At 73.2% G+C, this 26,627-nt stretch carries 25 protein-coding genes; 17 read left to right on the top strand and 8 right to left on the bottom strand.

Features of this window, described 5'->3' with window-relative positions:
• Nucleotides 1-6 precede the first annotated feature (6 nt).
• Nucleotides 7-951, bottom strand: a complete 945-nt coding sequence (locus tag ACFYNO_RS10800) for a metal ABC transporter substrate-binding protein (RefSeq protein ID WP_388008727.1) — start codon at nt 949-951, stop codon at nt 7-9.
• Between the two features lie 229 nt (nt 952-1,180).
• On the opposite strand from ACFYNO_RS10800, the gene ACFYNO_RS10805 reads away from it, so the two are divergent.
• Nucleotides 1,181-2,569, top strand: coding sequence for a glycine--tRNA ligase (locus tag ACFYNO_RS10805; RefSeq protein WP_388008730.1), 1,389 nt, complete (start codon nt 1,181-1,183; stop codon nt 2,567-2,569).
• 58 nt (nt 2,570-2,627) lie between these two features.
• On the opposite strand, the gene ACFYNO_RS10810 is transcribed toward ACFYNO_RS10805, so the two are convergent.
• The 3 genes from ACFYNO_RS10810 to ACFYNO_RS10820 all read right to left on the bottom strand — a co-directional run bounded on the left by ACFYNO_RS10810 (nt 2,628) and on the right by ACFYNO_RS10820 (nt 6,015).
• Nucleotides 2,628-3,191, bottom strand: coding sequence for an NADAR family protein (locus ACFYNO_RS10810; protein WP_388008733.1), 564 nt, complete (start codon nt 3,189-3,191; stop codon nt 2,628-2,630).
• A 50-nt stretch (nt 3,192-3,241) separates the two neighbouring features.
• Nucleotides 3,242-4,606 carry a hypothetical protein gene (locus ACFYNO_RS10815; RefSeq protein ID WP_388008736.1) on the bottom strand — a complete coding sequence of 455 codons (1,365 nt, stop codon included), beginning with the start codon at nt 4,604-4,606 and terminating at the stop codon, nt 3,242-3,244.
• 62 nt (nt 4,607-4,668) lie between these two features.
• Nucleotides 4,669-6,015, bottom strand: a complete 1,347-nt coding sequence (locus ACFYNO_RS10820; protein ID WP_388009150.1) for an MFS transporter — start codon at nt 6,013-6,015, stop codon at nt 4,669-4,671.
• 220 nt (nt 6,016-6,235) lie between these two features.
• Between ACFYNO_RS10820 and ACFYNO_RS10825 the strand changes: the two genes are divergently transcribed.
• The 9 genes from ACFYNO_RS10825 to ACFYNO_RS10865 all read left to right on the top strand — a co-directional run bounded on the left by ACFYNO_RS10825 (nt 6,236) and on the right by ACFYNO_RS10865 (nt 13,728).
• Nucleotides 6,236-7,141, top strand: a complete 906-nt coding sequence (locus tag ACFYNO_RS10825; protein ID WP_388008738.1) for a helix-turn-helix transcriptional regulator — start codon at nt 6,236-6,238, stop codon at nt 7,139-7,141.
• A 155-nt stretch (nt 7,142-7,296) separates the two neighbouring features.
• Entirely contained in the window at nt 7,297-8,322 is a 1,026-nt protein-coding gene (locus ACFYNO_RS10830) for an asparaginase (RefSeq protein ID WP_388008741.1), read from the top strand.
• A gap of 175 nt (nt 8,323-8,497) precedes the next feature.
• On the top strand, nt 8,498-8,836 hold the full coding sequence (locus tag ACFYNO_RS10835; RefSeq protein ID WP_388008744.1) for a type VII secretion target: 339 nt from the start codon (nt 8,498-8,500) through the stop codon (nt 8,834-8,836).
• 4 nt (nt 8,837-8,840) lie between these two features.
• Nucleotides 8,841-10,391: a peptidoglycan-binding protein gene (locus tag ACFYNO_RS10840; protein WP_388008747.1), complete on the top strand. Its 1,551-nt coding sequence runs from the start codon at nt 8,841-8,843 to the stop codon at nt 10,389-10,391.
• Nucleotides 10,392-10,404: 13 nt separating this feature from the next.
• Nucleotides 10,405-10,791: a hypothetical protein gene (locus ACFYNO_RS10845; protein ID WP_388008750.1), complete on the top strand. Its 387-nt coding sequence runs from the start codon at nt 10,405-10,407 to the stop codon at nt 10,789-10,791.
• Complete coding sequence (locus ACFYNO_RS10850; protein WP_388008753.1) at nt 10,791-11,204, top strand: hypothetical protein; 414 nt, start codon at nt 10,791-10,793, stop codon at nt 11,202-11,204. The genes ACFYNO_RS10845 and ACFYNO_RS10850 overlap by 1 nt, the downstream gene beginning before the upstream one ends.
• A 184-nt stretch (nt 11,205-11,388) precedes the next feature.
• Nucleotides 11,389-12,276: an MBL fold metallo-hydrolase gene (locus ACFYNO_RS10855; protein WP_388008756.1), complete on the top strand. Its 888-nt coding sequence runs from the start codon at nt 11,389-11,391 to the stop codon at nt 12,274-12,276.
• A 25-nt stretch (nt 12,277-12,301) separates the two neighbouring features.
• Nucleotides 12,302-12,988 carry an MBL fold metallo-hydrolase gene (locus tag ACFYNO_RS10860; protein ID WP_388008759.1) on the top strand — a complete coding sequence of 229 codons (687 nt, stop codon included), beginning with the start codon at nt 12,302-12,304 and terminating at the stop codon, nt 12,986-12,988.
• 56 nt (nt 12,989-13,044) lie between these two features.
• On the top strand, nt 13,045-13,728 hold the full coding sequence (locus ACFYNO_RS10865; RefSeq protein ID WP_388008762.1) for an alpha/beta fold hydrolase: 684 nt from the start codon (nt 13,045-13,047) through the stop codon (nt 13,726-13,728).
• 4 nt (nt 13,729-13,732) lie between these two features.
• On the opposite strand, the gene ACFYNO_RS10870 is transcribed toward ACFYNO_RS10865, so the two are convergent.
• Complete coding sequence (locus ACFYNO_RS10870) at nt 13,733-13,858, bottom strand: hypothetical protein (RefSeq protein ID WP_388008765.1); 126 nt, start codon at nt 13,856-13,858, stop codon at nt 13,733-13,735.
• A gap of 76 nt (nt 13,859-13,934) precedes the next feature.
• Here ACFYNO_RS10870 and ACFYNO_RS10875 point away from each other — a divergent pair, with 76 nt between their 5' ends.
• The 3 genes from ACFYNO_RS10875 (at nt 13,935) to ACFYNO_RS10885 (ending at nt 17,768) form a co-directional block, all read left to right on the top strand.
• On the top strand, nt 13,935-14,522 hold the full coding sequence (locus ACFYNO_RS10875; RefSeq protein ID WP_388008768.1) for a GNAT family N-acetyltransferase: 588 nt from the start codon (nt 13,935-13,937) through the stop codon (nt 14,520-14,522).
• 121 nt (nt 14,523-14,643) lie between these two features.
• The gene (locus ACFYNO_RS10880; protein ID WP_388008771.1) at nt 14,644-15,372 is read left to right on the top strand and encodes an ABC transporter ATP-binding protein; all 729 of its coding nucleotides are present in this window, start codon (nt 14,644-14,646) and stop codon (nt 15,370-15,372) included.
• A complete protein-coding gene (locus ACFYNO_RS10885) occupies nt 15,369-17,768 on the top strand; it encodes an ABC transporter permease (protein WP_388008774.1) in 2,400 nt (799 codons plus the stop codon). Before ACFYNO_RS10880 ends, ACFYNO_RS10885 begins: the two co-directional genes overlap by 4 nt.
• A 123-nt stretch (nt 17,769-17,891) precedes the next feature.
• Here the strand turns inward: ACFYNO_RS10885 and ACFYNO_RS10890 are convergent, their stop codons facing one another.
• Nucleotides 17,892-20,006, bottom strand: a complete 2,115-nt coding sequence (locus tag ACFYNO_RS10890; protein WP_388008777.1) for an alpha-galactosidase — start codon at nt 20,004-20,006, stop codon at nt 17,892-17,894.
• Between the two features lie 309 nt (nt 20,007-20,315).
• Nucleotides 20,316-20,720, bottom strand: a complete 405-nt coding sequence (locus ACFYNO_RS10895; RefSeq protein WP_388008780.1) for a winged helix-turn-helix transcriptional regulator — start codon at nt 20,718-20,720, stop codon at nt 20,316-20,318.
• 110 nt (nt 20,721-20,830) lie between these two features.
• On the opposite strand from ACFYNO_RS10895, the gene ACFYNO_RS10900 reads away from it, so the two are divergent.
• Complete coding sequence (locus ACFYNO_RS10900) at nt 20,831-21,670, top strand: NAD(P)H-binding protein (RefSeq protein WP_388008783.1); 840 nt, start codon at nt 20,831-20,833, stop codon at nt 21,668-21,670.
• 140 nt (nt 21,671-21,810) lie between these two features.
• Entirely contained in the window at nt 21,811-23,556 is a 1,746-nt protein-coding gene (gene argS, locus ACFYNO_RS10905; RefSeq protein ID WP_388008786.1) for an arginine--tRNA ligase, read from the top strand.
• A gap of 7 nt (nt 23,557-23,563) precedes the next feature.
• Here the strand turns inward: argS and ACFYNO_RS10910 are convergent, their stop codons facing one another.
• The gene (locus ACFYNO_RS10910; RefSeq protein ID WP_388008789.1) at nt 23,564-24,925 is read right to left on the bottom strand and encodes an MFS transporter; all 1,362 of its coding nucleotides are present in this window, start codon (nt 24,923-24,925) and stop codon (nt 23,564-23,566) included.
• Between the two features lie 94 nt (nt 24,926-25,019).
• Here ACFYNO_RS10910 and ACFYNO_RS10915 point away from each other — a divergent pair, with 94 nt between their 5' ends.
• Both ACFYNO_RS10915 and ACFYNO_RS10920 read left to right on the top strand, forming a co-directional pair.
• Complete coding sequence (locus ACFYNO_RS10915) at nt 25,020-25,940, top strand: LysR family transcriptional regulator (protein ID WP_388008792.1); 921 nt, start codon at nt 25,020-25,022, stop codon at nt 25,938-25,940.
• Between the two features lie 255 nt (nt 25,941-26,195).
• On the top strand, nt 26,196-26,609 hold the full coding sequence (locus ACFYNO_RS10920; protein WP_388008795.1) for a RidA family protein: 414 nt from the start codon (nt 26,196-26,198) through the stop codon (nt 26,607-26,609).
• Nucleotides 26,610-26,627: the final 18 nt, after the last annotated feature.

Below are 26,627 nucleotides of genomic sequence, written 5' to 3' on the forward strand. Positions count from 1 at the left end.
GTCCTGTCAGCTCGCGCAGCCGAGGGCGGCCTGCAGGTTGCCCAGGTTCTGCTGCATGATCGTGAAGTAGGTGTCCTGCGAGCCGGCCTTGACGCCCTCCAGCGGGTCGAGCACGGCGGTCTTCAGGTTGAGGTCCTTGGCCACGCTGTCGGCCAGCTTGGGGCTGACCAGGGCCTCGAAGAAGATCGTGGTGACGCCGCTGTCCTTGGCGGTCTGCTGGATCTGGGCCAGCCGGGCGGGGGTGGGCTCGGACTCCGGGTCCACGCCGTTGATCGCGATCTGCTGCAGGCCGTAGTGGTCGGCCAGGTAGCCGAAGGCGGCGTGGCTGGTCACGAAGGACTTCCGGGTGCAGCTCTTCAGGCCGGTCTGGAAGCTCTGGTCCAGGGTGCCGAGCCGGGCGACCAGGTCGTCGGCGTTCTTCTGGTACTCGGCCGCGTGCGCCGGGTCGGCCTTGGCCAGTTCGGCGCCGACGCCCTTGGCGACGGTGGCGTACCGGGTCGGGTCGAGCCAGATGTGCGGGTCGCCGGCGCTCGCCGGGGTGTGGCCGCCGTTCTCGGTGCCCTCGTCGAGGTGGTGGTCCACCAGCGGGGAGAGCGCGGCCGCGTCCACCACGTGCTTGCTGTGCGACTCGGCGACCGCCTTGTCCACGGTCGGCTGCAGGCCCTTGAGGTAGAGCACCGCGCCGGCGCCCTGCACCGAGACCACCTGCTTGGCCGTCAGCTCCAGGTCGTGCGGCTCGACGCCGGCGGCCGTGAGATCGGTGACCTTGACGTGGTCACCGCCGATCTGCTCGGCCAGGTACTGCAGCGGGTAGAAGGCCGCGACCACGTTGAGCCGGCCGTCCGAGCCGCTCGCACCCGCGTTGCCGCCGCAGCCGCTGAGCACCAGGCCGGCGGAGAGGGCGAGGGCGGTCAGGGCTATCGGGGTGGCACGGAGGCGGCGGATCATCATGACAATCATTCTCATGTCAAGTGGAAATGATTGTCAACTCGCGCGCGGAGGCTGCCGGTGGTACGACGCGCCGTGAGTGCGCGGCCACGGAGGGTCGATGCGCGCCGGTAATGGATTTGAGCGCCCCGGGGGCCCGGCCGGTAACCTGAGGTATTCGGGTGCGCGCAACCAGCCGCGCCTTGACCGTGCCGTCGCACGAGAGTGCGGCGACGTATGTGAAGAGAGCACTGTGGCCGCCGACAAGATCGACACGATCGTCAGCCTGAGCAAGCGCCGAGGCTTCGTCTACCCCTGCAGCGAGATCTACGGCGGGACCCGCGCCGCCTGGGACTACGGCCCGCTGGGCGTCGAGCTCAAGGAGAACATCAAGCGCCAGTGGTGGCGCGCGATGGTGCACGCTCGGGAGGACGTCGTCGGTCTCGACTCCTCGGTGATCCTGGCCCGCGAGGTCTGGGAGGCCTCCGGCCACGTCGCCACCTTCAGCGACCCGCTGACCGAGTGCACCTCCTGCCACAAGCGGTTCCGCGCGGACCACCTGGAGGAGGCCTACGAGGCCAAGCACGGCAAGCTGCCGGCCAACGGCCTGGCCGACATCAACTGCCCGCACTGCGGCACCAAGGGCGCCTTCACGGAGCCCAAGGAGTTCTCGGGCATGCTGAAGACCCACCTCGGTGCGTTCAGCGAGGGCGACCCGGCGGGCCTGGCCTACCTGCGCCCCGAGACGGCCCAGGGCATCTTCACCAACTTCCGCGCCGTGCAGACCACCTCGCGCAAGAAGCCGCCGTTCGGCATCGCCCAGACCGGCAAGAGCTTCCGCAACGAGATCACCCCCGGCAACTTCATCTTCCGCACCCGCGAGTTCGAGCAGATGGAGATGGAGTTCTTCGTCAAGCCGGGCGAGGACGAGAAGTGGCACGAGTACTGGCTCCAGGAGCGCTGGAACTGGTACCGCGACCTCGGCCTGCGGGAGGAGAACATGCGCTTCTTCGAGCACCCGAAGGAGAAGCTCTCGCACTACGCCAAGCGCACGGTGGACATCGAGTACCGCTTCAACTTCGGCGGCACCGAGTACTCCGAGCTCGAGGGCATCGCCAACCGCACCGACTACGACCTGACGGTGCACAGCGAGCACTCCGGCCAGGACCTCAAGTACTTCGACCAGGAGTCCGGCGAGCGGTACTTCCCGTACGTCATCGAGCCGGCAGCGGGCCTCAACCGCGCGATGCTGGCCTTCCTGCTCGACGCCTACTTCGAGGACGAGGCGCCGAACGCCAAGGGCCAGATGGAGAAGCGGGTCGGCATGCGGCTGGACCCGCGGCTGGCGCCGGTCAAGGTCGCGGTGCTCCCGCTCTCCCGCAACGCCGACCTCTCGCCGAAGGCCCGCGGCCTGGCCGCCGACCTGCGGCAGGCCTGGAACGTGGAGTTCGACGACGCCGGCGCGATCGGCAAGCGCTACCGCCGTCAGGACGAGATCGGCACCCCGTTCTGCGTGACGGTGGACTTCGACACCCTCGAGGACAACGCGGTGACCATCCGCGAGCGCGACACCATGGCGCAGGAGCGGGTCTCGCTGGACCAGGTGAAGTCGTACCTGGGTGCGCGGCTGATCGGCTGCTGACGACGGGTCAGCTTTACGAGGGCCCTTCCCGGGATCACGGGAAGGGCCCCCGGGCGTGTCAGGAGGCGAGCCGTTCCCGGGCCGCCATCAGCGCGAAGCCGAGCAGGTTGAGCCCGCGCCAGCGCGCCGGGTCGGCGGCCCGCTCGTCGTCGGCGGCCAGGCCGATGCCCCAGACCCGGTCCACCGGGCTGGCCTCCACCAGCACCCGGTTGCCGGTGGAGAGCAGGTAGGCGCGCAGGGCCGGGTCCTGCCCGAACTTGGCCGCGTTGCCCTCGACCACCAGGTCGAACCGGGCCGCGGCCCAGGGCTCCTCGGCGAAGCCGCGGACCAGCCGCCCGAGCTTCTTCGCCTCGGCGGGCGTGCGCGCGGCCAGGATCCGGGGCACGATCTCCTCGTCCCCGAAGAGCCGGGCCTTGCCCGCCATCATCCAGTGCTCGGCGGTGGCGTAGCGGACCCCGTCCAGCTCGAACGGCGAGGGCCACCACTGGCTCAGCGAGCCCGGGCCGGTGCTGCCGTCGCGCTGCGGCCGGTGGCCCCAGAAACAGAAGTACTTGGGCCGCGCACCGGCGGCGGTGACGGCCAGCAGGTCGGCGACGGAACGGGTCTGCGCGGGGTGCTCCATGCCGCTGATCCTCGCACCGGGCACCGACAGCGGCACGCGAATTCCGCTGCTCAGCGCCGGAAGAGCCGACGCCAGCCGCGCCGCCGCCCGCCGTCCAGTAGCGCGCCGACCGCCGCCGCGAACGCCTCCGGCTCCGGCGAGGCGCCCACCGAGAGCAGCCGGTGGGTGCCGTCCGCCGTCCACTCGCCGAGCACCGCGCCCTCCTCCCGGCTGACCGGGTCGATCGCGAACTCCACCGTGAAGTAGCGCAGTTCCCCGGACCCGTGGGGCAGCACCGCCGCCGCCAGGTGGGCCTCCGGCGGGGCGACCGGGCGGGGCAGGGTGACCAGCACCCCGCTGTGCCCCTCGCCGAACCGCCGGTACTCGCCGGCCAGCCCCTCCCAGGGAACCCGCTGGTCGGCCGGCAGCCGCGCCCCCACCTCTCCCCAGAGCTCCAGCAGCAGCGGGGTGATCCCGCCCACCGGCAGCTCGGTGACCAGCTCCGGGCCGAGCGAGCGCAGCGCGGCGGGCAGCGCCCGGTGGGCGAACTGGTAGTGGTGGTGGCGCCGCTCGGGCGGCGCCGGCGGGGCGGCGGCGGTGGTGAAGGCGGGCTCCATGGCGACCAGCAGCCGCCCGTCCGGGGTGAGCGCGGTCTGCGGGGTCAGCCGGCCGTCGCGCCACCAGTAGAGGTGCGGGGAGAGCTCGTCGGCCTGCTGGGCGGTGGGCAGCACCCGGTAGCGCAGCATGGTGCCGAAGACCGAGGCGACGTGCCGGTCCACCGGCGCGAAGAGCAGCTCCTGTTCGGAGGGGACGGCGGCGAGCAGCCCGTCGGCCGGCACCGGACGGCCGGTCAGCTCCTGGTAGAGCTGCTCCAGCACCAGGACCCGGCTGGCCGTCAGCGCCGATACGCCGCTGACCACGTGGAAGTGGCCGCCCCGGATGCCCTCGGCCAGCTCGTGCCGCTCGACCGGCAGCGCCAGCAGGTTGGCCCGGGCCCGGTTGCGCAGCTCGTGCGCGCTGCCGAGCTTGGCCATGCCCTCGGCGGACAGCGTGGAGAGCCCGCCCTCCACCTGGAGCGCCAGGAACTCCCGGACGCCGGGCAGCGGTTCGGGCGCGTGCAGGTACTCCTCGCCGTCCGCCAGAGCGGCCGGGCCGACCAGGAGCGGGAAGAGCCGCGCGAGCAGCTGCTCGCGCGGCGCGCTGTCCAGTTCGGAGGGGCCGGTGGTGTGCTCGATCAGCGCCTGGACGTGCCGGCGGATCAGGCCGGCCCGGTCCCCGCCGGCGCCGGCCAGCCGCCCCAGCTCCTGGTCGAGCACGCCGAGCCCGTAGCTGCGGCCGTGCCGGTCGAAGGCGACCGCCCCGCGCACCACCACCGGCACGCCCTGGGCCGCGAACTCGGCCCTGATCTCGTCCGCGGTACCCGAGTTGATGGACACTCAGCTCTCCCTGGCAATCCGGTCCGGACCCTCCACGCTACCTCCTCGGGCCGGCCGGGTGATCAGCCGATCGACCGGGGCAGCCGGGCCGAGAGGTAGGTGATCGCGGTGCTGCCGGCCAGGCCCAGGGTCAGCACCAGGGCGAGCGCGTGGGCCATGCCCAGGGTGGGCAGCAGGGCGAGGAAGAGGGTGCCCCAGACGGCCACGCCCAGCGCCAGGCTGGACTGCTGGGTGGTGGCCAGCACGCCGCTGCCGGTGCCGGCCCGTTCCAGCGGGACGCTGGCCAGCACCACCCGGAACAGCGGGGTGCCGACCAGGCCGTTCCCGGCGCCGATCAGCACCATGGCGGGCAACAGCGAGAGGATGCCCAGGCCGTTGAAGTCGGTCAGCACCGTGATGATCAGCACCGCCATGCCGATGGGCTGGATCAGCGAGCCGGCCGTGATCACCCGGCTGCCGAACCGCCCGATCAGCCGCGGGCCGGCCAGCGAGGAGCTGAAGTAGCCGACGGCCAGCGGCACCAGCGCCCAGCCGGAGTCCACCGGGCTCAGGTGCAGGCCCTGCTGCAGGGCGATCGCGATGATGAACATGAAGGCGCCGAAGTTGCTGAAGTAGGGCAGTGCGATGCCGAGCCCGCGCCGCATCTCCGGGATCCGCAGCAGCGACAGCGGCACCAGCGGGGCGCCTCCGGCCGCCTCGGTGCGTCGCTCGACGGCAACGAAGGCCCAGGCGATGAACGGGAAGAGCGCCAGCGAGACCCAGGTCCACACCGGCCAGCCGACCGCCCGGCCCTCCATCAGCGGCACGAACAGGCTGAGCAGCGCGGCGCTGAGCAGCACCGTGCCCGGCAGGTCCACCCGGCTCGGGGAGTCGGAGCGGGTCTCCGGCACGAAGCGCAGCGCCAGCAGCGCGGCGACCAGCGCGAACGGCACGTTGAGCAGGAAGACCACCCGCCAGCCGCTGCCGAACAGGTTCGCCTGCACCAGCATGCCGCCGAGCACCTGCCCGATCACCACGCTGATGCCGCCCGCGGCACCGTAGATGCTGAGCGCCCGGGCCCGCTGGGCGCCGTGGGTGGCGGCGGTGATGGTGGCCAGCACCTGCGGGATCAGCAGCGCGGCGGACGCGCCCTGGGCGACCCGGGCGCCGACCAGGGTCCAGGCGGTCGGGGCCAGTCCGCATGCCAGCGAGGTGACGGCGAAGAGCGCGGCGCCCGCCACGAAGAGCCGGCGGCGGCCGAGGCCGTCGCCGAGCCGGCCGCCCAGCACCAGCAGCACCGCGAAGGCGATGCCGTAGCCGGCGGCGACGAGTTCCAGCACGGCGGGCCCGGCGGCCAGGTCGTGGTCGATGGTCGGCAGCGCGACGTTGACGATGAAGAAGTCGAGCATCGGCAGGAAGGCGCCGAGCATGACGGTGACCAGGCCGGCGACCGTGAGGGTGCGGTGCGCGGCGCCGGGGGCGGCCGGTCGGGGAGAGCGGTCGGTCAGGGTGTACGAACGTTCCAGTTGCTGGGTCACGGGTCATACGATCCGCCTGTCCGTACCCAGGTACCAGAGTCTCGTTATCCTGGTACCAGAAGTACCCGGCACCAGGGTCGCGGTCGGCGCACCCACGGCGCATCCTAGGGGCATGAGCAGTGTCGAGACCCCCGTCGCCGCCCCCGCCCGGTCGGCGTCCGAGCCGCCCGCGCCGGTCGCACCGGGTAGGCCGCACGCTCCCGATGTGCGCCGCCAGGAGCTGGCCGCCTTCCTGCGCAGCCGGCGCGAGCGGATCACCCCGGAGCAGGTGGGCCTGCCGGAGACCGGCCGCCGCCGCACCCCGGGCCTGCGCCGCGAGGAGGTGGCGCAGCTCGCCTCGGTCGGGGTGACTTGGTACACCTGGCTGGAACAGGGCCGCGACATCCAGGTCTCCGGCCAGGTGCTGGCCTCGGTGGCCCGGGCGCTGCTGCTCGACCCCAACGAGCGCGCCCACCTCTACACGCTGGCCGGCGCCGCCGTCGCCGCGCCGGGCCAGGAGTGCCCCTCGGTCACGGCCTCGGTGCGCCGGGTGCTGGACCAGCTCTCGCCGCTGCCCGCCTGCGTGCTGAACTCCCGTTACGACCTGCTGGCCTGGAACGACAGCTACCGCAAGCTGGTCGGGGACGTCGAGGCGCTGCCGTTCGAGGAGCGGAACATCGTCTGGCTGCTCTTCACCAGCGAGGAGTTCCGGTCCCGGTTCCTGGAGCCGGACGCGGCCGCCCTCACGGTGGCGGCCCGGCTGCGCGCCGGGCTGGCCGAGCACGTCGGCGACCCGGCCTGGAAGTCGCTGCTCTCCCGGCTGCGGCAGGCCTCGCCGGAGTTCGAGGCGATCTGGCAGCGGCACGACGTGGCGGAGCGGGGGAGCGGCAGCAAGGGGTTCGCCCACCCGGTGGTCGGGCCGATGCGGATGGAGTTCACCAACATGTGGCTGGGCCAGCGGCTCGGCACCCGGCTGGTGACCTACACCCCGGCCGACGAGGAGACCGAGGAGCGGCTGGCCCGGCTGGCAGCGCTCTGACGGCCGCGCAAGGAATCGCCACCGAAGAGCTCAGCAGCGCGAGGAATCACTACTCCAAAGGCCCTGGCCTCGGCAAACTCGCGATCCTCTTGCGCGTTCGCTTCCCTATCATTGCGATAGTCGGATCGTATGAGCAATGCAGAGGAGAGGCAGCCATGGGGCGGATCGTGGTGATCAGCACCGGCGGGACCATCGCGAGCCGGTGGCAGGGCACCGGTTTCGCCGCGGAGGCCGACGGCCAGGAGGTGATGGCCACCGCCTCCGTCCCCAACGGCACCGAGGTCGAGGTGATCGACCTGTTCAGCGTGAACAGCCCGCGCCTCACCTCCGCCCACCAGCTCACCCTGCTGCGCACCGTGCACCGGGTGCTGGCGGACCCCGAGGTGGACGGGATCGTGGTCACCCACGGCACCGACACCCTGGAGGAGACCGCCTTCCTGCTCGACCTGCACCACGACGACCCCCGCCCGGTGGTGCTCACCGGCGCCCAGCTGCCGATGGACACCCCGGACGGCGACGGCCCCGGCAACCTGCACGACGCGATGGTGACGGCGGCCGGCGCGCGCGACCTGGGCGTGCTGGTGGTCTTCGACGGCAAGGTGCACGCCGCCCGCGGCACCGTGAAGACCCAGACCGTCGCCCACGACGCCTTCGCCGACCCGTCCGGGCACCGGGTCGGCGACGTCGGCTTCGGCCGGGTCTCGGTGCTCCGGCTGCCCCAGCGCCCGGCCCCGCTGCCGCTGCCCCAGGCCGTGGCCGTGCCGCCCCGGGTGGACCTGGTGATGCACCACGTGGACGCCGACCCGCTGCTCTTCGAGGCCGCGATCGCCGCCGGCGCGCAGGGCGTGGTGCTGGTCGCCACCGGCGCGGGCAACGCCACCCCGGCGTTCGTCGAGGCGGTGGCCGCCGCCCGGGCCCGCGGGGTGCTGGTGGCGCTGACCACCCGGGTGCCGGCCGGCCCGGTCACCGAGATCTACACCCAGGGCGGGGCGGTCGACCTGGTCGCCGCCGGTGCCGTGCCGACCGGCACGCTGCGGGCCGGCCAGGCCCGGATCGCCGTGCTCGCCGCGCTGCTCGCCACCCCCGAGGCCGAGCGGCGCCAGGACCTGCTGCGTGCGGTGCTCGGCCAGCAGCCCCCGGCGGTCGGCCCGCACGACGTCTCCTCGGCCGCCGCCGCGTAGCCGGCCCGTCGGCCGCCGCCGCGCGGTCCGGAGCGGCCGCCTGTGCCGACCCGGTGTCAGCTCTGTCCCGAGCCTGTGACGGAGCGCCGCACCGGTTGACTCGCCCCACCCCGAACCGGAATCCTGCTCGTCAGTTGCTGCATTCCAGCAGGTGGGGACCAGGGGGAGGGGCGAGTTGGGCGAGCAGCCCACGGGTGGGGCCGGCACCGGTTTCACCGTCAACCACGACACGCTGACCACGGCGGCCGACCGGCTGAAGGCCGCCGCCGACGACCTGGCCGCCGTCAGCGGCAGCCTGGCCTCGCCGCCCGCCTTCGGCGCGGACAACTACGGCGACTACGGGGCCGCCGACGCCGCCCGCGACTTCGTCGCCGCCTGGCAGGACGAGCTCCAGCTCAACCATGACGCACTGGCGCTGCTCGCGGACAAGGTCCGCCAGAGCGCCGCCAACTACCAGGCCGGGGACGCCAAGGTCGCGGCGGGATTGGGGGCGCCCGGTGGCCACCCATCGTGAACAGGTGGAGGCGCTGAGCCGCACCATCGACGGCGCGCACGGCATGTGGGGCGCCGGCGACCTCCAGGACGCCGTCAACCAGGCGCTGACGCTGCCGCCCCCGGCCGGCTCGCCCACCGAGCTGGACACGATCGGCGCCGCCTACACCGCCGCCGCCTCCTCGGTCTGGGAGGTGCTGGTGACGATGGGTCAGGTCGGCAACGAGCAGCTGCCCGCCGCCTGGACCGGCCAGGCCGGGGAGAGGGCCGTCGAGGTGATCGGCGCCGCCCGGGACGACGTCAGCCGGATGCACGACGCCTTCGCCGCCGCCGGACCCGCCTTCACCACCCTGGCCGGCGTGCTGACGACCGCCCAGGCCACCCACGCCAAGGGCCCGGGCCCGCTGGGCCACGCCAAGCAGCTGCTCTCCGACATCGTCGCCTTCGGCGGCATGCCCGACCCCTTCAACTGGGACGACGGCAAGATGCACGAGGCGCACGCCTCCGCCAAGGAGGGCATCGGGCACATGCTGGAGGCCGCCCAGCAGGCCGAGTCCGCGGGGCACACCCTCACCCAGGCGCTCGACAAGCTGGCCGCCGGCGCGATCGCCGGCCGGATCAAGGGCGGCGACCTCAGCGCCGCCGACAAGCTGGTCCTGGCCGACGCCGGCGCGCCCGGCGACCTCGCCAAGATCCTCTCCGACAACGACGCCGCCCGGGCCGGCCAGTTCATGGCCAAGCTCAGCCCGCAGGACCGGGCGCAGTTCGACGCCCTGCTGGCCGGCGCCCGCTCCCCGCAGGAGCGCGCCTACCTGCTCAAGGCGCTCGCCGCCGGGCACAGCGTCGCCGAGGTCGGCGCCTTCGACCAGCGGATCCACGCCCACGGCGACGACCCGCAGTGGCTGGCCGACCGGCTCACCCCGGTGCAGGTGGGCCTGGACTCCACCGGCGGCACCGGACCCAACGGCAGCGAGCAGAACATCGGCTACCAGGGCGCCTCCTGGACCCAGGGCCAGCACCCGACCTGCGTGGCCTCCTCCACGGTGACCGCCCGCGCCATGGTCGACCCGCTCTACGCCCTCCAGCTGACCACCGGCGGCCACCCGGGCGACCCGAACTTCGACAACCCGAACGCCTTCGCCAAGCGGCTGCAGGACGAGCAGAACCGGGTCTACGGGGACGGCCGCCCGTTCTACGCCGACTGGCCGCTGGTCGGCTACGACGGCATCGACGACGACGGCTCCAACAAGGTGGCCAACCAGGAGATCGCCGGGGCCACCGGCGCGAGCTACCACAATGTCGCGCTGGGCAGCGACGACAACCGGCGCGACGCGCTCTCCGGGATCGAGAACTCGGTGGACCAGGGCCGTCCGGTGCCCGTGTCGATCAGCGGTGGCGACGACGCGCACCAGATGATGATCATCGGCCACGACGGCGACAAGCTCCAGATCTACAACCCCTGGGGCTACACCGTCTGGGTCAGTGAGGACGACTTCGTGCACGGCCACATGAACGTCGCCCTCAACGGCCAGTACCCGGACATGCGCAACGTGGACAGCGTCCGGCTCCCGCAGTGAAGGTGGCTCACCGATGACCGAACCCGCCGTCCCCCGCGGGCGCACCGACGACCAGCTCGCCCAGCTCGACGTGCCCGCCCTGCTGCGGTTCGGGCTGCGGGCCGGCTCCGCCCACCACGCCGCGCTCTTCGGCGACGGCACGGTGGCGGCCGCCGTGCTCGCCGACCGCGCCGGGGTGCCGGCCCGGGCCGTCGGCTTCCTGGCCGCCGTGGTCCGCTCCGGCGGCCTGCGGTACGCCGCCGAACTGCCCGAGCCGCTGCCCGGCCCCGGCGCCGGGCTGGCCAGGGACTGGCTGGCCGCCGCCGGCGCGGTGGCGGCCGACCTGGACGACGAGGAGCAGGCGGCGCGCTGGCTGGAGGCCGTCGACGCGGTGCTGCGACTGCGGCAGGCGGGGCGCTGATGCGCACCGGCCGACACCTCGCGGCAGCCGCGGCGGCGGCCCTGGCGCTGGCCCTGGCGGGCTGCGCGGACGAGGGCAGACTGGACCACGGCCAGGTCTTCGCCTTCGGCACCGGCCGGCTGGCGGTGACGGCGGGCCAGACCTTCTCGCTCTACAGCAAGCTGGCCGTGGTGCCGGGCGCCAAGGACTGGACGGTGATCGACCCGCAGCCCGATCCGGCGGTGCTGAAGGTGGTCGGCCCGGACTACCTCAAGGGCGGCGGCAACGCCGGCGACGGCGGCTCGGTCTACCTGGTCTTCAAGGCGGTCGGGAAGGGCAGTACCGACTTCACCGTGGAGAACTGCCTGAACTGCGACGCGATGCTCAAGCCGACCTACCAGGTCCGGAACACCTACCACCTGGTGGTGAAGTAGCCGCCGGTGGAGCGGCGGAACCGAATAGTGTCAAGGGCGGGAATCGATTTCCCCGGAATTCCCGGAGCAGTGATTCAGAGGTAAGTCAACGCCCTTTTCCACATTGGTAGTTCGTGCCGATGCGTGATATTCCTATGGGCGCCGAATCGTCGTCGGCCCCGTCCGAAGGGATCACGCACACGTGATGGACGACCAATTACCCGCGCACGGCTGGCAGATCGACCAGCGCTGCACCAACTGCGACACCGCCCGCCAACTCGCCCCCGGCCTGATCGCCGAGCGCTCCGGCCGCTCCGCCCTGCTGCGCCCGCCGCGCACCGAGCAGGAGCACCGGGCCCTGCGGGCAGCAGCGTTCGCCTGCCCCACCCGCTCGATCCGGCAGGACGGGCGCCTGCCCCGGCCGGCGCTCGACCCGTTCCCGCTGCCGCTCACCGGGCAGGTGCTGCTCTGCGGCCACAACTCCCGGCACACCGCCGGGGCCACCTCCTACCTGCTGCGCCGGCCGGGCGGACACCTGATGATGGTGGACACCCCGCGCTGGAGCAGCGTGCTCGCCACCAGGTACGGGGCACTCGGACCGGTCACCGACGTGCTGCTCACCCACCGCGACCACGCCGCCCACGGCCGCGCCTACGCCGACCACTTCGGCGCCCGGCTCTGGATCCACGAGGGCGACCTGTCCGCCGCCCCGGACGCCGACGCGGTCATCCGGGGTACCGCGCCGGTCGAGATCGCCGAGGGCGTGACCGCCCACCCGCTGCCCGGCCACACCCGGGGCAGCATGCTCTACCTGGCCGACCGCACCTACTGCTTCACCGGCGACAGCTTCTACTGGTCTCGCGCCGACCAGGACTTGGCCGTGGCCGAGTCCGTCACCTGGTACTCCATCACCGAACTCGCCGCCTCGCTGGCCCGGGTCGCGCCCGCGCTGCACTTCGAGTGGGTGCTCCCGGGCCACGGCGACCGCAAGCGGCTGCCGGCCGCCGAGGCCGACCGCCGGCTGCGCGAACTGGCCGCCCGGGTCGGCGAACTCCAGCCCCGGCCGGTCGACTTCACCGCACTGCGCTGGTAACCGAACTCCCTCCCCAGGAGCATCCTTGCCGTTCCCCCTTGCCCCGGGCATCCACTGGCTGCCCACCTCGAAGACCGACAACGCCTACCTGGTCGACGGCGACGACGGCCTGACCCTGGTCGACGTCGGCACCGCCAAGGCCGTCGGTCCGCTGATCGAGGCGATCGCCGAGGCCGGCCGCGACCTGTCCGAGCTCAAGCGCATCGTGCTCACCCACGCCCATCCCGACCATGTCCAAGGGGCGCCCGAAATCAGGGAGTTGACCGGCGCCCAGGTGCTGATCCACCCGGCGGAGGCGGGCTGGCTGGCCGGCGGCCGGGTACCCGAGGAGGGCCGCTCGGGCGCCGGAGCCCGGCGCTACGACGGCACGGCCGCCGGCCGGTGGACCGGGTTCGCCCCGGACGCCACCGTCGAGGACGGCGAACTCATCGCCGGCTCCGGTGGACTGCGGGTGATCCACACCCCGGGCCACTCGCCCGGCCACCTCGTGCTGCTGCACGAGCCGACCCGCACCGTGCTGGTCGGCGACGCCGTCTTCCGCACCGGCAGGCTCGGCTACGGACCCGCCACCTACGCCGCCGACCCCGACGGGCGGGCGGCCGGGGCCGCCCGGATCCCGGTGGAGGTGGCGGCCGTGGGCTTCGGCCACGGCGCGCCGCTGACCGGGGACGGGGCGGAGGAGTTCCGGGCCTTCCTGGCCAAGCAGCGCTGAGCCTGGGGTGACGACAGTCTGGTGGGGGGCGTGGTTCTACTGTCATATTTATCGCTGTGATAGCGGGGATACTGGAGGCCGGTGACGCCGAATCGCCGACGCTGCTGCTGGTCCACGGCGCCGGCCAGGGCGGGCGGCTCTGGCAGCGCCAACTCGCCGAGATGTCGGGCCGGTTCCACCTCCTCGCCCCCGACCTCCCCGGTTTCGGCGCCACGCCCGGACCGTTCACCCTGCCGGCCGCCGTCGAGTCGCTGGCCGACCTGGCCCGACGCTCCGGCGCACCCGTCCACCTCTGCGGGCACTCCCTCGGCGCGATCGTCGCGGCCTGGCTGGCCGCCGAGCACCCCGAGCTGGTGGCCCGGCTGGTGCTGGTCAGCGGCCCCGAGCTCACCCCGGCCCGCACCTCGGCCCGGCGGCTGCGGGTCGGCCGCCGCCGCCCCGGCTGGCTGGTCCGGGCCGGCTCCGACCTGCGCCACCGCGCCGACTGGCTGCGCCTGCTCGACGCCCTCACGGCCACCGACCTGACCGGGCTGCTGCCCCGGATCACCGCACCGACCCTGGTGCTCTGCGGCCAGCGCGACGGCGACACCCTGCCGGACGCGCGGCGGGCGGCCGAGCTGATCCCGGGCGCCCAGCTGGTCGTCGTCCCGCAGGCCGGCCACCTGCTGCCGGTGACCGCGCCGAGGGCGTTCGGCGCGATCGTGCCGGGGTTCCTGCTCGCGAAGCAGGTGCAGCGGTAGGCCGTCAGCCGGCCGGCCGGCGGCGCATGGTGATGACCTCGTGCTCGGTGGCGATCAGCAGCAGCCCGTCGGCGCCCACGGGGTCCGGGTCGTCCAGTCGCCAGAACGTGAGCTGGTCCGAGCAGGTCATCGCGACCGTGCCGCCTCCAGTACCGCGCAGCAGAAACCGGTTGCCCGGGCCGACGGGGCCTGGGCAGGATCGGGGGATGACCGAAGAGCGCCCGTCCCCGTTCGCCCACAAGCCCACGCTCACCGGCGAGTCGGTGGTGCTGCGGCCCCTCGACCTCGCCGCGGACGCCGAGGCGCTGCGCGACCTCCTCACCGACCCCGAGATCTCCCGATTCGCCAACGGCGAGGCGCAGGAGGGTCGTTCGGCGTGGACGGCGGAGCGGGAGCAGATGATGCGGGAGTGGTACGGCAGCCGCAACGAGCAGTCGGACCGGCTCGACCTGGCCGTCGTGGACCGCGCCACCGGGCAGTGCGTCGGTGAGGCGGTGCTCAACCAGTGGAACCCCGACCGGCAGAGCTGCAACTTCCGGATCGGACTGACGGCCGCCGGACGCGACCGCGGCCTGGGCAGCGAGGCGGTGCGGCTGATCGTCGGCCACGGCTTCGAGCAACTCAAGCTCCACCGCATCTCGTTGGGCGTCTTCGCGAACAACCCCCGGGCCCGTCGCGCCTACGAGAAGGCGGGCTTCGTGCTGGAGGGCACCCACCGCGAGGCGCTGTTCATCGACGGCGCCTGGGTGGACGACCTGTCGATGGCAATGCTGGCCTCCGACTGGAAGCCGTAGTCGGCTCCGCGTCTCCTTCCGCGGACCTACGCGGGGTAGCCGCCAGACCGATGCCCTGGAGGTGGGGTGGCATCCGCCCGGCTGATGTGGTGGATCATGGTCCGTTCCTAAGTTCATGGCCATGGCGAATGAACCGATGATCGATCTCCAGGACGCGACGAAGAAGTACGACGACGGCCCGCCCGCGCTGGCCGGGGTGAGCCTGTCCGTGGCGGCCGGTGAGTGCGTGGCGATCCTCGGCCATTCCGGCAGCGGCAAGTCGACGCTGCTGAACCTGGTCGCGGGTCTGGACAAGCCCTCCAGCGGCACCGTGACCGTCAACGGAACCCGGGTCGACCAGCTCGGCGAGGCCGGTTCGGCGAAGTACCGGCGGGCCTCCATCGGCATGATCTTCCAGTTCTTCAACCTGCTCGACGACCTGACGGTGCTGGACAACGTGATGGTTCCGGCGCAGTTGGCCGGGATGGGCAAGGGCGAGGTGAAGCGGCGGGCGACCGAGCTGCTCGCCTCGCTGGGCATCGAGCGGCACGCCAAGGCCTACCCGCAGCGGCTGTCCGGCGGTCAGCGGCAGCGGGTGGCGGTGGCCAGGGCGCTGATGAACCGGCCGGCGCTGCTGCTGGCCGACGAGCCGACCGGCGCGCTGGACTCGCGCTCGGCCGAGGACGTGCGCCGGCTGCTGCTGGAGCTGAACGCCGAGGGCCAGACCATCCTGCTGGTGACCCACGACACCCAGCTGGCCGCGGACACCGCGCGACGCACCATCGAGCTGGTGGACGGTGCGGTGGCCCGGGACGTGGTCAACCCGGTCGGCGGGGCCGCCTCCCACACCCCGGCGGGAGCGGGCCGATGAGCGCCCTGGGCAAGGTCGTGCGCTCCGGCGTCGGCCGGCGCCGAGTGCAGTCCCTCGTGCTGGCCCTGACGACGTTCGCGGCCGTCACCTCCTCGGTGCTCTCGCTCGGTCTGCTGCTCGTCGTGCAGGCTCCGTTCGAGCACGCCTTCAGGGCCCGCAACGGCGCGCACCTCTCGGTCCAGTTCGACGGCTCGAAGGCCACCGCCGCGCAGGCCGCCGCCACCGCGCACACCGCCGGCGTCACCGAGGCGTCCGGGCCGTACCCGGTCACCGCCGCCCTGGACACGGCCGTCGGCACGGACTGCACCAGGAGCATCGCCCCGGGCATGCCGTGGGCCGGTCGCGCCGCCGACCCGGTCGTCGCCACCACCCGGCCCGACCTGGCCGGCACCTCCGGCGTGGACCGGCTGGCCCTGCTGCAGGGCAGGTGGCCGACCGGCGCGAACGAGATCGTCCTGTCCTCCTGGGTCAACGCCTGCGCGAGCAGTTCCGTGGTGTTCGACTCCCTGCCGGGCAAGCCCTCGTTCAAGGTCGTCGGCCTGGCGAACTCGCTGACCAACACCGCGACCGGCTTCCTCACCACCGACGGCTTCGCGCGGCTGACCGCCGCCGGCGCCAGGACCGACCAGGAGATGCTCTACCGGTTCGCCGCATCCGGGACCGACGCCGACCTCGCCACGGACAAGCGGGCGATCACCGCCGCCGCGCCGGCCGGCTCGGTCGAGAGCGGACAGTCCTACCTGGCCGTGGAGAAGCAGGCCGTCGGCGCCACGAAGTCCTACGTGCCGTTCCTGGTCGTCTTCGGCGTCCTCGGCCTGTTCCTGTCGGTGCTGATCATCGCGATCGTGGTCAGCGGCGCGGTGGTCTCGGGAATCCGGCGCATCGGGATCCTGAAGTCGCTCGGCTTCACCCCCTGGCAGGTGGCCCGCGCCTACGCCGCACAAGCCCTGATCCCGGCGGCCGTCGGCGTGCTGGGCGGCACGCTGTTCGGCAACGTGCTGGCCGTTCCGGTCCTGGGCAAGGCCGGCAAGGATCTCGGTGCCGCAGACACCGGCCTGCCGGTGTGGGTCAGCCTCGTCGTGCCGGTCGGCACCTTGGTCATCGTCGGTGTCACCGCGCTCGTCCCGGCACTCCGGGCCGGCCGACTGCCGGCGGTGCAGGTCCTGGTCGTCGGCCGCGCCCCCGGCGCCAGGCGCGGCCAGGGCGCGCAGCGCCTGGCGAGCAGGCTGCCGCTGCCCCGCCCGATGTCGCTGGGACTGGCCCAACCGTTCGCCAAACCGGCCCGGACGGTGCTGGTCGGCGCCGCGGTGCTGTTCGGCGCGGTGAGCGTCACCTTCGCGACCGGACTGGAGAGCGCGTTCACCAAGTACTCGGACACGGGCAGCAATGGCATCAACGCCGGGCCGGTGATCGTGGTGCCCGCCGGAATGCCCGACGGCTTCCACTCCGCCGGCGGTCCTACCAACCCCCACCTGGACTCCACGAAGGTGGCCGCCGCGCTCGCCTCGATCCCGGGCACGAAGGCCGCCTTCGGCTGGGGCGCCAGCGGCGCGACCGTGATCGGCGCGCCGACGGGGGAGCACGCGACGGTGGACACCACCACCGGCGACCTGTCCTGGACCAAGCTGCCGATGCTCCACGGCCGTCTGCACCAGAACCCCGGCGAAGCCGTGGTCAACGACCACCTGGCCTCGGCGACCGGGATGCACGTCGGCGACACCGTCACCGTGGCGCAGGACGACAAGCGGCTGCCGCTGCGGATCGTCGGCATCGACTTCGACGCCAGCAGCGACGGGGTCGTGATGACCGATTCGGCCTCCTTCACCGCCGCCGGCCTGACGCCGTACATCACCCAGTTCAACGTCGAGCCGGCCGACCACGTCGGCGGCTCGGACTGGTCCCGGTCGGCCGCCCCCGCGCTGACCCCGCTGCAGGCCCAAGCCACCGCGAACATCAGGTACGTGAACCCCACGGTGCTCACCATGATCGCTCTGGTGGCCACCCTCACCCTGATGATGGTCGCGGTCGCCGCGCTCGGCGTGCTCAACACCGTGGTGCAGGACACCCGGGAGCGGATCCACGACCTGGGGATCTTCAAGGCCCTCGGGATGACGCCCAGGCAGACCGTCACGATGGTGCTGACCTCGGTGAGCCTCACCGGTCTGATCGCCGGGCTGATCGGGGTCCCGATCGGGATGGCCGCGGAGAACCTGACGCTCAGTCGGATGGGGAGTGCGATCGGCAAGAGCCTGCCGCCGAGCGTGACCCACGTCTACACCACCGGGCTCCTGCTCCCGCTGCTGGCGGGCGGGATCGCGATCGCCCTGCTCGGGGCGGTGCTGCCGGCCGGCTGGGCGGCGCGCTCCCGGACCGCCACCGCGCTGCGGACCGAGTAGCCCGGGCCGGGACGTCCGTGGTGCTGCGGGCTCGATGAACAGGGCCCCGAGCCGGGCCGGAGGTGGGGGTCTCCGGTGGCTCGGGGCCGTGCCGCAACAGCTGTGCTGATCAGGGGTCGCGAATCAGGACAGCGTGCTCCAGGCCTGTCCCGCGGCAGCGGAGTTGGCCTGGTCCGTGACCACGGCCGCGGTGGCCGTGGAGTTCGGGGCGTCCAGCACCAGGCCGGTGGCGGCGTTGGTGATGGTCAGGGCGCCGGTGGCGTTCTGGGTGACGCGCCACTTCTGGGCGGTGTTGTTCGGGTCGAAGGCGTTGGTCACGTAGGCGGCGGCGCCGGGGGTGGCGGAGCCGGCCAGGGTGCCGTGCACCTGGGTCCCGGTGTTGCAGTTGTCGGTGATGTGCACCGTGCCGTCGGAGTTGGCGGCGAAGTTCCACTGCTCCGAGGTGTGGGTGTTCCAGTAGGTGTTGAGGTCCGTCGTGGCACCGTCGTTGGCGCTGCAGGTGCCCTGCACCTCGAGGGCCTGGCCGCCGGTGCCGCCCGCCCCGAGCGCGTGGTACTTGCCGTCACCGGTCACGCCCGCGGGGGTGGCGGCGGGCGTGGAGCCGGCGCTGATCCGGTAGAGCGCGGTGCCGTGGGCGGGGATCCAGCTGCCGCCGATGGTGCCGGTGGTGGTGCCCGTGGTGCCGCTCCAGATCTCCTTGTAGGAGTAGCTGGTGCCGCTCAGGCCGAGCTGGCTCAGCGTCGCGCTGGGCATGGCCCAGTTGGACGGGTCCTGGTTGACCAGGGCGACCGCGAGGTCGCCGTTGGCCAGGGTGCGCTTGAGGACCACCGGCGCGGTGGAGGTGGCGGGCGCGCTGCCGACCAGGGTGGCGGGCTTGGTCAGCGCGTCCTGGTCGATGGCGATCATGCCGGCGTTCTTCAGCAGGCCGAGCGAGGTGGCGCTGATGCCGGTGGACCAGGTGGCGCCGTTCTGGGTCAGCTGGGAGTCACCGGCGTTGCGCAGGTCGGCGCCGGAGATCAGCGGTGCGGCCATCATCGAGAGGATGGACAGCTCGGTGCGCGACTCGTCGTCGGTGAACGGCTTGTGGCAGGTGCAGGTGTCGGTCACGCCGTAGTCGCCGTACGGGTCGTTCCAGCCGGCGAAGGACATGTCCAGGTCGTTCCAGCTGCCCGGGCGGACGTTGCCCGGGTACTGCAGGGCGGTGCCCAACTGGCCGTTGTAGAGAACGCCGTTGACGTCGCTGTTGCGGTCGCCGCCGATCCGGCAGAGGTTGGCGACCTGGCCGCACCAGACCCCGGTGGGCGCGTAGCCGGGCGCCTGGTACTGCGGGGTGCCGGCCGCGACCACCAACGGGTCGGTGCGGGCCGGGTCGTTGGCGTTCAGCAGGTACGGCACGCCGGTGTGCACCGGCTGGGCCGAGACGGAGAGGGTGACCTTCGGCTTGCCCTGGGCGGCGGAGGCGGCGTCCAGCGCCTTCTGGAAGGTCTGCACCCGGGCGTAGATGGACTGGGTGAGCTCCTTGCCCTCGCCCTGGGTGCCGTAGTTGTGGCCGTCCGGGCCGGTGATCGCGGGGCCGTAGGGGCAGTCGTCGTACTTGACGAAGTCCACGCCCCAGGAGACGAAGTCGGCCGCGTCGGTGGACTCGTGGCCGAGGCTGCCGGGGTGCATCTGGCAGGTCTCGTAGGTGTCGGTGCCGTAAAGGCCGAACTTCATGCCCTTGCTGTGGGCGTACCAGGCCAGGTACTGGATTCCGTTGACGGTCTGGCCGTTGACGGTCTGCGCGGGGAAGTCGGCGTTCGGGACCAGGTGGCCGCTGGTCGGGTCGTTGCCCGTGCCGTCGGTGCCGGAGACCGGGTGGCCGTTGGCGTCGTACAGCTGCATGCCGCCGTCGGCGTTGCGGGCGAACTGGGTGCTCTGGCCCGAGCGGTAGTCGAGCGACCAGCCGTCGTCGATGGTGACGGTGTTGTAGCCCGCCTGGACCAGGCCGTTGGCCGACATGAAGTCGATGGTCTGCTTGACCTGCTGCTCGGTCACGTCGGTGCCGAGCGCGTTCCAGGAGTTCCAGCCCATCGGCGGGGTCAGGGCGTTGCCGTTGGCCAGCGCGGCGGCAGGGGTGGCCGTGCCGAGCACGATGGCGGCGCCGAGGCCGGAGGTGGCCAGCGCGACAGCGAGCAGGGCGCTGGGCAGGGTGCGCGTGGTGCGGGAGGGCGACTGGCGCGTCATCGGGCGCAGGCGCATGTGGACTCCAGAGGGGGGTGAGGGTGTGGTGGTGCGGCCCCGCGGCGTCGTCGGGCCAGGGGCTGAGGATGAGAGGATTTGTTCAGATGTGGGGGTGTGATGAGGTGAGCTTCTGAGTTTTGTGGCATACCGCAGCATGATGAGCCGCGTTTCGCTCATGTTTAAACAGAAGCAAACGCAGATTAATGGGCGTGTTCGCACTGCCTCAAGTGGGCGATGGTCACGGTTTGCGCTCGCTGCGGGGTGTGACGGATCGACACTGCGCGTGCGTGAGCAGCGGGTGGGGGTGCGGGTGCGGGTGTCGGAGCGTCAGCGGGTCGGCTCGGCGTCGTAGGCCTCGCGAGCCTGCTCGACCAGCTCCAGGTTGCCGGTGGCCCACTCCGAGAGGTGGGCGAAGAGCGGGGCGAGGCTGCGGCCGAGCTCGCTGATCCGGTACTCGACCCGGGGCGGCACCTCGGCGTGGTAGTGGCGCACCACCAGGCCGTCGCGCTCCAGTTGGCGCAGGCGCTGGGTGAGCACCTTCGGGGTGATGCTGCCGATCAGGCGCTGCAGCTCGACGAAGCGCAGGGTGCCGTGCGCGTTGAGCGACCAGAGGATCGGGGTGGTCCAGCGGCTGAACACGATGTCCACCACCGGGCTGATCGGGCAGGCGAGTTCGGGGTTCCGCGTGTCCTCGCCGGCCATCTCCATGCTGCCCCCGCTCCCCTGCGGCATAGCCGCTTTCCCCTAGGTACCTACTGTACCGGCGGTGTTAGCGTCCTCCCACCGGGTCGTCGAGCGGCCTCGGCGAGTTATCAACCTGCTTTGCTGACAAGGGAGTTGACATGATTGTGGTCACCGGTGCGACCGGCAACGTCGGACGGGTGCTGGTCGAGGCGCTGGCCCGGGCGGGGGAGCGGGTGGTGGCGGTCTCGCGGTCGGTCCCGGAGCGGCTGCCGGACGGGGTGCGGCACGCCGCCGCCGACCTGACCGACCCGGAGAGCCTGCGGCCCGCCGTCGAGGGTGCCTCGGCGCTCTTCCTGCACGACGCCGGCGCGGCGCACGCGCTGCGGGTGCCCGAACTGCTGGACGTGGCCAAGGCGGGCGGGGTGCGCCGGGTGGTGCTGCTCTCCAGCGTGGGCGTGCTCACCCGGCCGGACTCGCCCTCGCACGGCGGGGTGATGGGGGAGATCGAGCGGGCGGTACGCGAGTCCGACCTGGACTGGACGGTGCTGCGGCCGAGCGGGTTCGCCTCCAACACCTTCGCCTGGGCCGAGTCGGTGCGCGGGATGCGCACCGTCCACGCGCCGTTCGGCGGGGTCGGGCTGCCGATGGTGGACCCGGCGGACATCGCCGAGGTGGCCGCGCTGGCGCTGCGTGCGGACGGACACCGGGGCCGCGCCTACCAGCTGACCGGGCCGGCCCTCTGCTCGCCGCGCGAGGCGGCCGCAGTGCTGGCCGAACTGCTGGGCGAGAACGTGGAGTTCGTTGAACTGACCGCCGAGCAGGCGCGGGCGCAGCTGGTCACCATGATGCCGGAGCCGGTGGCGGAGACCACGCTGGCGGTGCTCGGGGCGCCGACCGCCGAGGAGCAGCGGATCACCACCGACATCGAGCGGCTGCTCGGCCGGCCGGCCCGCTCCTACGCCGACTGGGCGGAGCGCAACCTGCCGGCCTTCCGCTGAACGGGGGTCCGGGGGGCGGAAAACCGCTCGGCTCCGGCCCGGTGCACCGCCTAGGCTGCGGCGCACCGGGCCGGTCCGCGCGAGAGCGGGCCGGCCTTCGCCTACCCGTCCGGACCGGGCGGCCGCAGAGAGGGAATCCCGTGACCGAGGTCCTTGCCGTGAACAGCCAAGCGGAGCACGCAGTCTCGGCCGCCATGGCCCGCGTGCTGCCGCGCGGGCTGGCCGGGCGGGATCCGCTGGTCCGGCCCTCCGAACACGCGGACTTCCAGTCCAACGCGGCCATGGCGCTGGCCGGGGCCGCCGGGCTGGCGCCCCGGGAGCTGGCCGAGCGGCTGAAGCAGGAGCTGGCCGGCGAGGCCGCGCTGGAGGTGACCGTCTCCGGTCCCGGCTTCCTCAACCTCACCGTGCCGGACCACCGGCTCTGGGCGCAGGCCGCCGACCGGCTGGCCGCGCCCCGGCTCGGCGCCGGACGGCCGCTGGCCGGCAGCCGGGTGGTGGTGGACTACTCGGGTCCGAACATCGCCAAGGAGATGCACGTAGGCCACCTGCGGTCCAATGTGATCGGCGACGCGCTGGCCAGGGCGCTCGGCTTCCTCGGCGCCGAGGTGATCCGGCAGAACCACCTCGGGGACTGGGGCACGCAGTTCGGCATGCTGATCCAGTACCTGGCGGAGCACCCGGAGCACCCCTGGCGGGAGGGCACGGCCGCCGAGCGGATCTCGCTGCTCGACGCGCTGTACAAGGCGGCCCGGCAACTCTTCGAGGCCGACCAGGAGTTCGCCGAGCGGAGCCGGCTGCGGGTGGTCGCGCTGCAGGGCGGCGACCCGGCGACGACGGCGGTCTGGCAGGAGCTGATCGCCGTCTCCGGCACGGCCTTCCAGCAGCTCTACGACCGGCTCGGCCTGCTGCTCACCCCGGCGGACACCGACGGCGAGTCCGGCTACAACGACGAACTCCCCGCACTGGCGCGGGAACTGGTGGAGGCCGGGATCGCGGTGGAGAGCGAGGGGGCGCTCTGCGTCTTCTTCGACGACCTGGTCGGGCCGCAGGGCGAGCCGGTGCCGCTGATCGTCCGCAAGCAGGACGGCGGCTACGGCTACCAGGCGAGCGACCTCGCGACGATCCGGCACCGGGTGCGCGACCTGGGCGCCGACCGGATCCTCTACGTGGTGGACGCCCGGCAGGCGCTGCACTTCCGGATGGTCTTCGCGGCGGCCCGGCGGGCGGGCTGGCTGCCGGAGTCCGTGGAAGCGGTGCACGTGCCGTTCGGCATGGTCATGGGGCCGGGAGGCACGCCGTTCAAGACCCGGTCCGGGGGCACGGTGCGGCTGGCCGGGCTGCTGGACGCGGCCGTCGACGCGGTGCGCGCGGTGATGGCGGAGAAGGAGGGCGAGCTCACCGGCGCGGAGTCGGAGCGGGTGGCGCAGGCGGCCGGGATCGGCGCGGTCAAGTACGCCGACCTCTCCACCTCGCGGGCCAGGAACTACGTCTTCGACGTGGAGCAGATGGTCTCGCTCAGCGGCAACACCGGCGTCTACCTGCAGTACGCGCACGCCCGGGTGCGGTCCATCCTGGCCAAGGCGGGCGAGGAGCCGGCCGCCGTCGACCCGGCGCAGCCGCTGCACCCGGTGGAGCGGGCGCTGGTACTGCTGCTGGACGGGTTCGACGCGACGGTGCGGGAGGTGGCCCAGGAGCTGGAGCCGCATCGGCTGTGCGGCTACCTGTTCGCGCTGGCGAAGGCGTTCACCGACTTCTACGGTGCCTGTCCGGTGCTCAAGGCGGCCCCGGGGCTGCGCGGGAACCGGCTGGCGCTCTGCCGGCTGAGCGCCGAGACGCTGGCGCTCGGGCTCGACCTGCTGGGGCTGCAGGCGCCGGAGCGGATCTGACGGTCGGTCATACCGACTTCCTGGTGGCGCGTTCGACGGTGAGCACCGCGGCCGCGCCGACCGCCAGCACCACCACGCCCGCGCTGGAGAGCGAGCCGAGGGTGCCCAGGACGGCGACGCCCAGGGCGGATCCGGCCTGCCGGATGCTGTTCAGCGCGCCCTGGGCGGTGGCCGCCAGCCCGGTCGGGGCGGCCACCGCCATCTCGGCCGAGGCGCCGGGGATGGAGAGGGTGCCGGTGGCGGCCAGGGCCAGCTCGGCGGCGATCAGCAGGGCCAGCGGCGGGCGGTGGCCGGTGGCGGCGAGCAGTAGCAGGCCGGCCGGGATGCTCGCCGCCACGCCCGCCAGCAGCACCGGCCGGGCGCCGTGGCGGGCGACCAGGCGGCCGGTGAAGAACGGCATCACGCAGACCGGCAGGGTGAGCGGGACGGAGGCCAGGCCGGCGCCCAGCGGGGAGAGCCGGTAGGCGTGCTGCAGCCAGAGGCCGAGCAGGTAGAGGCTGCCGTAGAAGGAGAAGCAGGCGGTGGCGGCGGCGACCAGGGCGGCCCGCACCCGGGGCAGGGCCAGCAGGGCCGGCGGCAGCACCGGGCTGCCGGACCGGCGCTCGACCAGGGCCAGGGCGGCGAAGGCCGGCACCGCGAGGGCCAGCGGGACCAGGGTCAGCGGGGAGGTCCAGCCGGCCGTGCCCGCCTCCACCAGGCCGAAGGTCAGCGCGCCGAGGGCACCGGTGGAGAGCAGCAGGCCGGGGCGGTCGAGCTTGCGGGCCGCGGCGCGCGGCGGGGCGGGCAGCCGGCGGGCCAGCGCCAGGGCGGCCAGCGCGATCGGCGGGGCCACCAGGAAGACCAGCCGCCAGCCGCCCAGTTCGACCAGGAAGCCGCCGAGCACCGGTCCGGCGGCGGCGCCCAGGCCGCTGACGGCGGTCCAGGCGCCGATCGCCCGGGTGCGGCGGGCCGGGTCGGGGTTGAGCGCGATCAGCAGGCCCAACGAGGCGGGCACCAGGCCGGCCCCGGCGGCGCCGAGCAGGGCCCGGCCGAGGATCAGCGCGCCGACCCCGGGCGCGGCGGCGCAGAGTGCGGAGAGCACGGCGAAGGCGGCGAGCGAGGCGCGGTAGACCCGGCGCGGCCCCCAGCGGTCGGCCAGCGCACCGGCGGCGAGCAGCAGGCCGGCGAAGACCACGGTGTAGGCGTCCACCGCCCAGGGCACGGCCGCGGCGGCGGGGTGCAGCGTGCGCTGGAGGTCGGGCAGGGCGACGTTCAGGATCGAGGTGTCCAGCAGGACGAGCAGGTTCCCGGCCGCGATGCCCGCGAAGGCCAGGCGGGAGCGGGCGGTTGACGGGGCGTGCGGGGCGCGGGTCAGGGTGTCGGTGGTCATGCCCGTACCCTCGTCCGGCCGGGGATTTCCGGGCGACGCCGGAAGTCCGATGGGGCCATCGGATTCTCCGATGGGCGGACAGTACGCTGAGCCCATGGACACCCGGTATCTGCGTGCCTTCGTCGCCGTCGCCGAACAGGGCGGGATCTCGGCGGCCGCGCACTGGCTCGGCTACGCGCAGTCCAGTGTGAGCGCCCAGCTGAAGCGGCTGGAGGCGGAGTTGGGCACGGCGGTGCTGGTCCGGGCCGGCACCGGGGCGGTGCTCACCGAGGCGGGGCAGCGGCTGCTGCCGTTCGCCCGGGAGGCGCTGACGCTGGACGAGCGGATGCGGCGGGCGGCGCTCGGCGAGCGGGTCCGGCTGCGGATCGGCGCCCAGGAGTCGCTGGCGCACGTCTGGGTGCCGGACGTGCTGGCCGCCCTGGAGTACGGCGCGGCCGGGCCGGGCACCAGCGCGGAGGTGGAGCTGAGCGTCGGCAACCGCACCCGGCTCGGCGAGCTCTTCGCGGCGGGGGAGTTGGACGTCGTCTTCCAGTACGACAACGGGCGCCCCGCGCTCGGCCCGCACCGGGTGGTCGGCCACGACCGCACCGTGCTGGCCGTCGGCTCCTCGCACCCGCTGGCCGGCGCCGCGACGGTGACGGTGGAGGAACTGCTCCGCCACGAGTTCCTGGTGGCCGAACCGGGCTGCACCTCGGAGATGCTGCTCGACCGCTTCGGCCGCGACCTGCTGACCGAGGCCCAGGTCGCCATGGTGACCGGCTCGCTCGGCGCGCTGCTCCGACTGGCCGGCCACGGCCGCGGGCTCACCCTGCTCCCGGAACTCGCGCTGGCCCGCGAGCTGGAGACCGGCGAGCTGGTGGAGCTGCGCCTCAGCGAGGCTCTCCAGCCGGTGAGCATCCTCGCCCAGTGGCACCCCCGGCTCGGCCTCGCCGAGGGACCGCTGCGCGCCCTGCTGGAACTGGCGGCCCGCGCCGATCCGCTCCCGGCGGGCACCCGTACGGCCCGGGCCTCCTGAGGCGGGGGCTGCTCCCCGCCCTCCGCCAGGACCGGACGGAGCATGGACTCCATGGTTCCCTCGGTCCGGCCGCCGAGGACCCGGGCGGCCGACCGGCTCCTGCGGTCGATCACCGGTGTGGTCGGGATGAACCGCGGATCGAAGCTGCCCTTGGGGAACGTCCGGTGCCGCCTTGCGCCGCCCGCCTGCCGGGCCGTGGCCGACCCGTCGGAAAACCCGGTGCCCGGTGGCGGTCGAGCGAGCAGACTCGCCCGCATGACCACTCCTCACATCACCCGGATCAACCCTGCCGAACTCCACCCCAACCCCGGTTACCACCACATCACCGTCGTCTCGGCCGGGCGCACCGCCCACCTGGCCGGGCAGTGCCCGCTCGCCCTGGACGGCACGCTGGTCGGACCCGGCGACCTGGCTGCCCAGGTCGACCAGGTGGCCGCCAACGCGCTGACCGCGCTCGGTGCGGTCGGGGCCGGCCCGGAACACGTGGTGCGCTCGGTGATCTACGTGGTCAGCGATGAGACCGCGGTGCTGGCGGCGGCCTGGGACCGGCTGACCGGGTCGGTGATCGGCCCGGCCTTCAGTACCGCCAGCACCCTGTTAGGCGTCGCCCGGCTCGGCTACACCGGGCAGCTGGTCGAGGTGGACCTCACCGCCGCACTGCCCGACTGACGAGAGGTCAGGCAACAG

It is taken from the genome of Kitasatospora sp. NPDC006697 (assembly GCF_042869935.1).
Taxonomy (GTDB): domain Bacteria; phylum Actinomycetota; class Actinomycetes; order Streptomycetales; family Streptomycetaceae; genus Kitasatospora.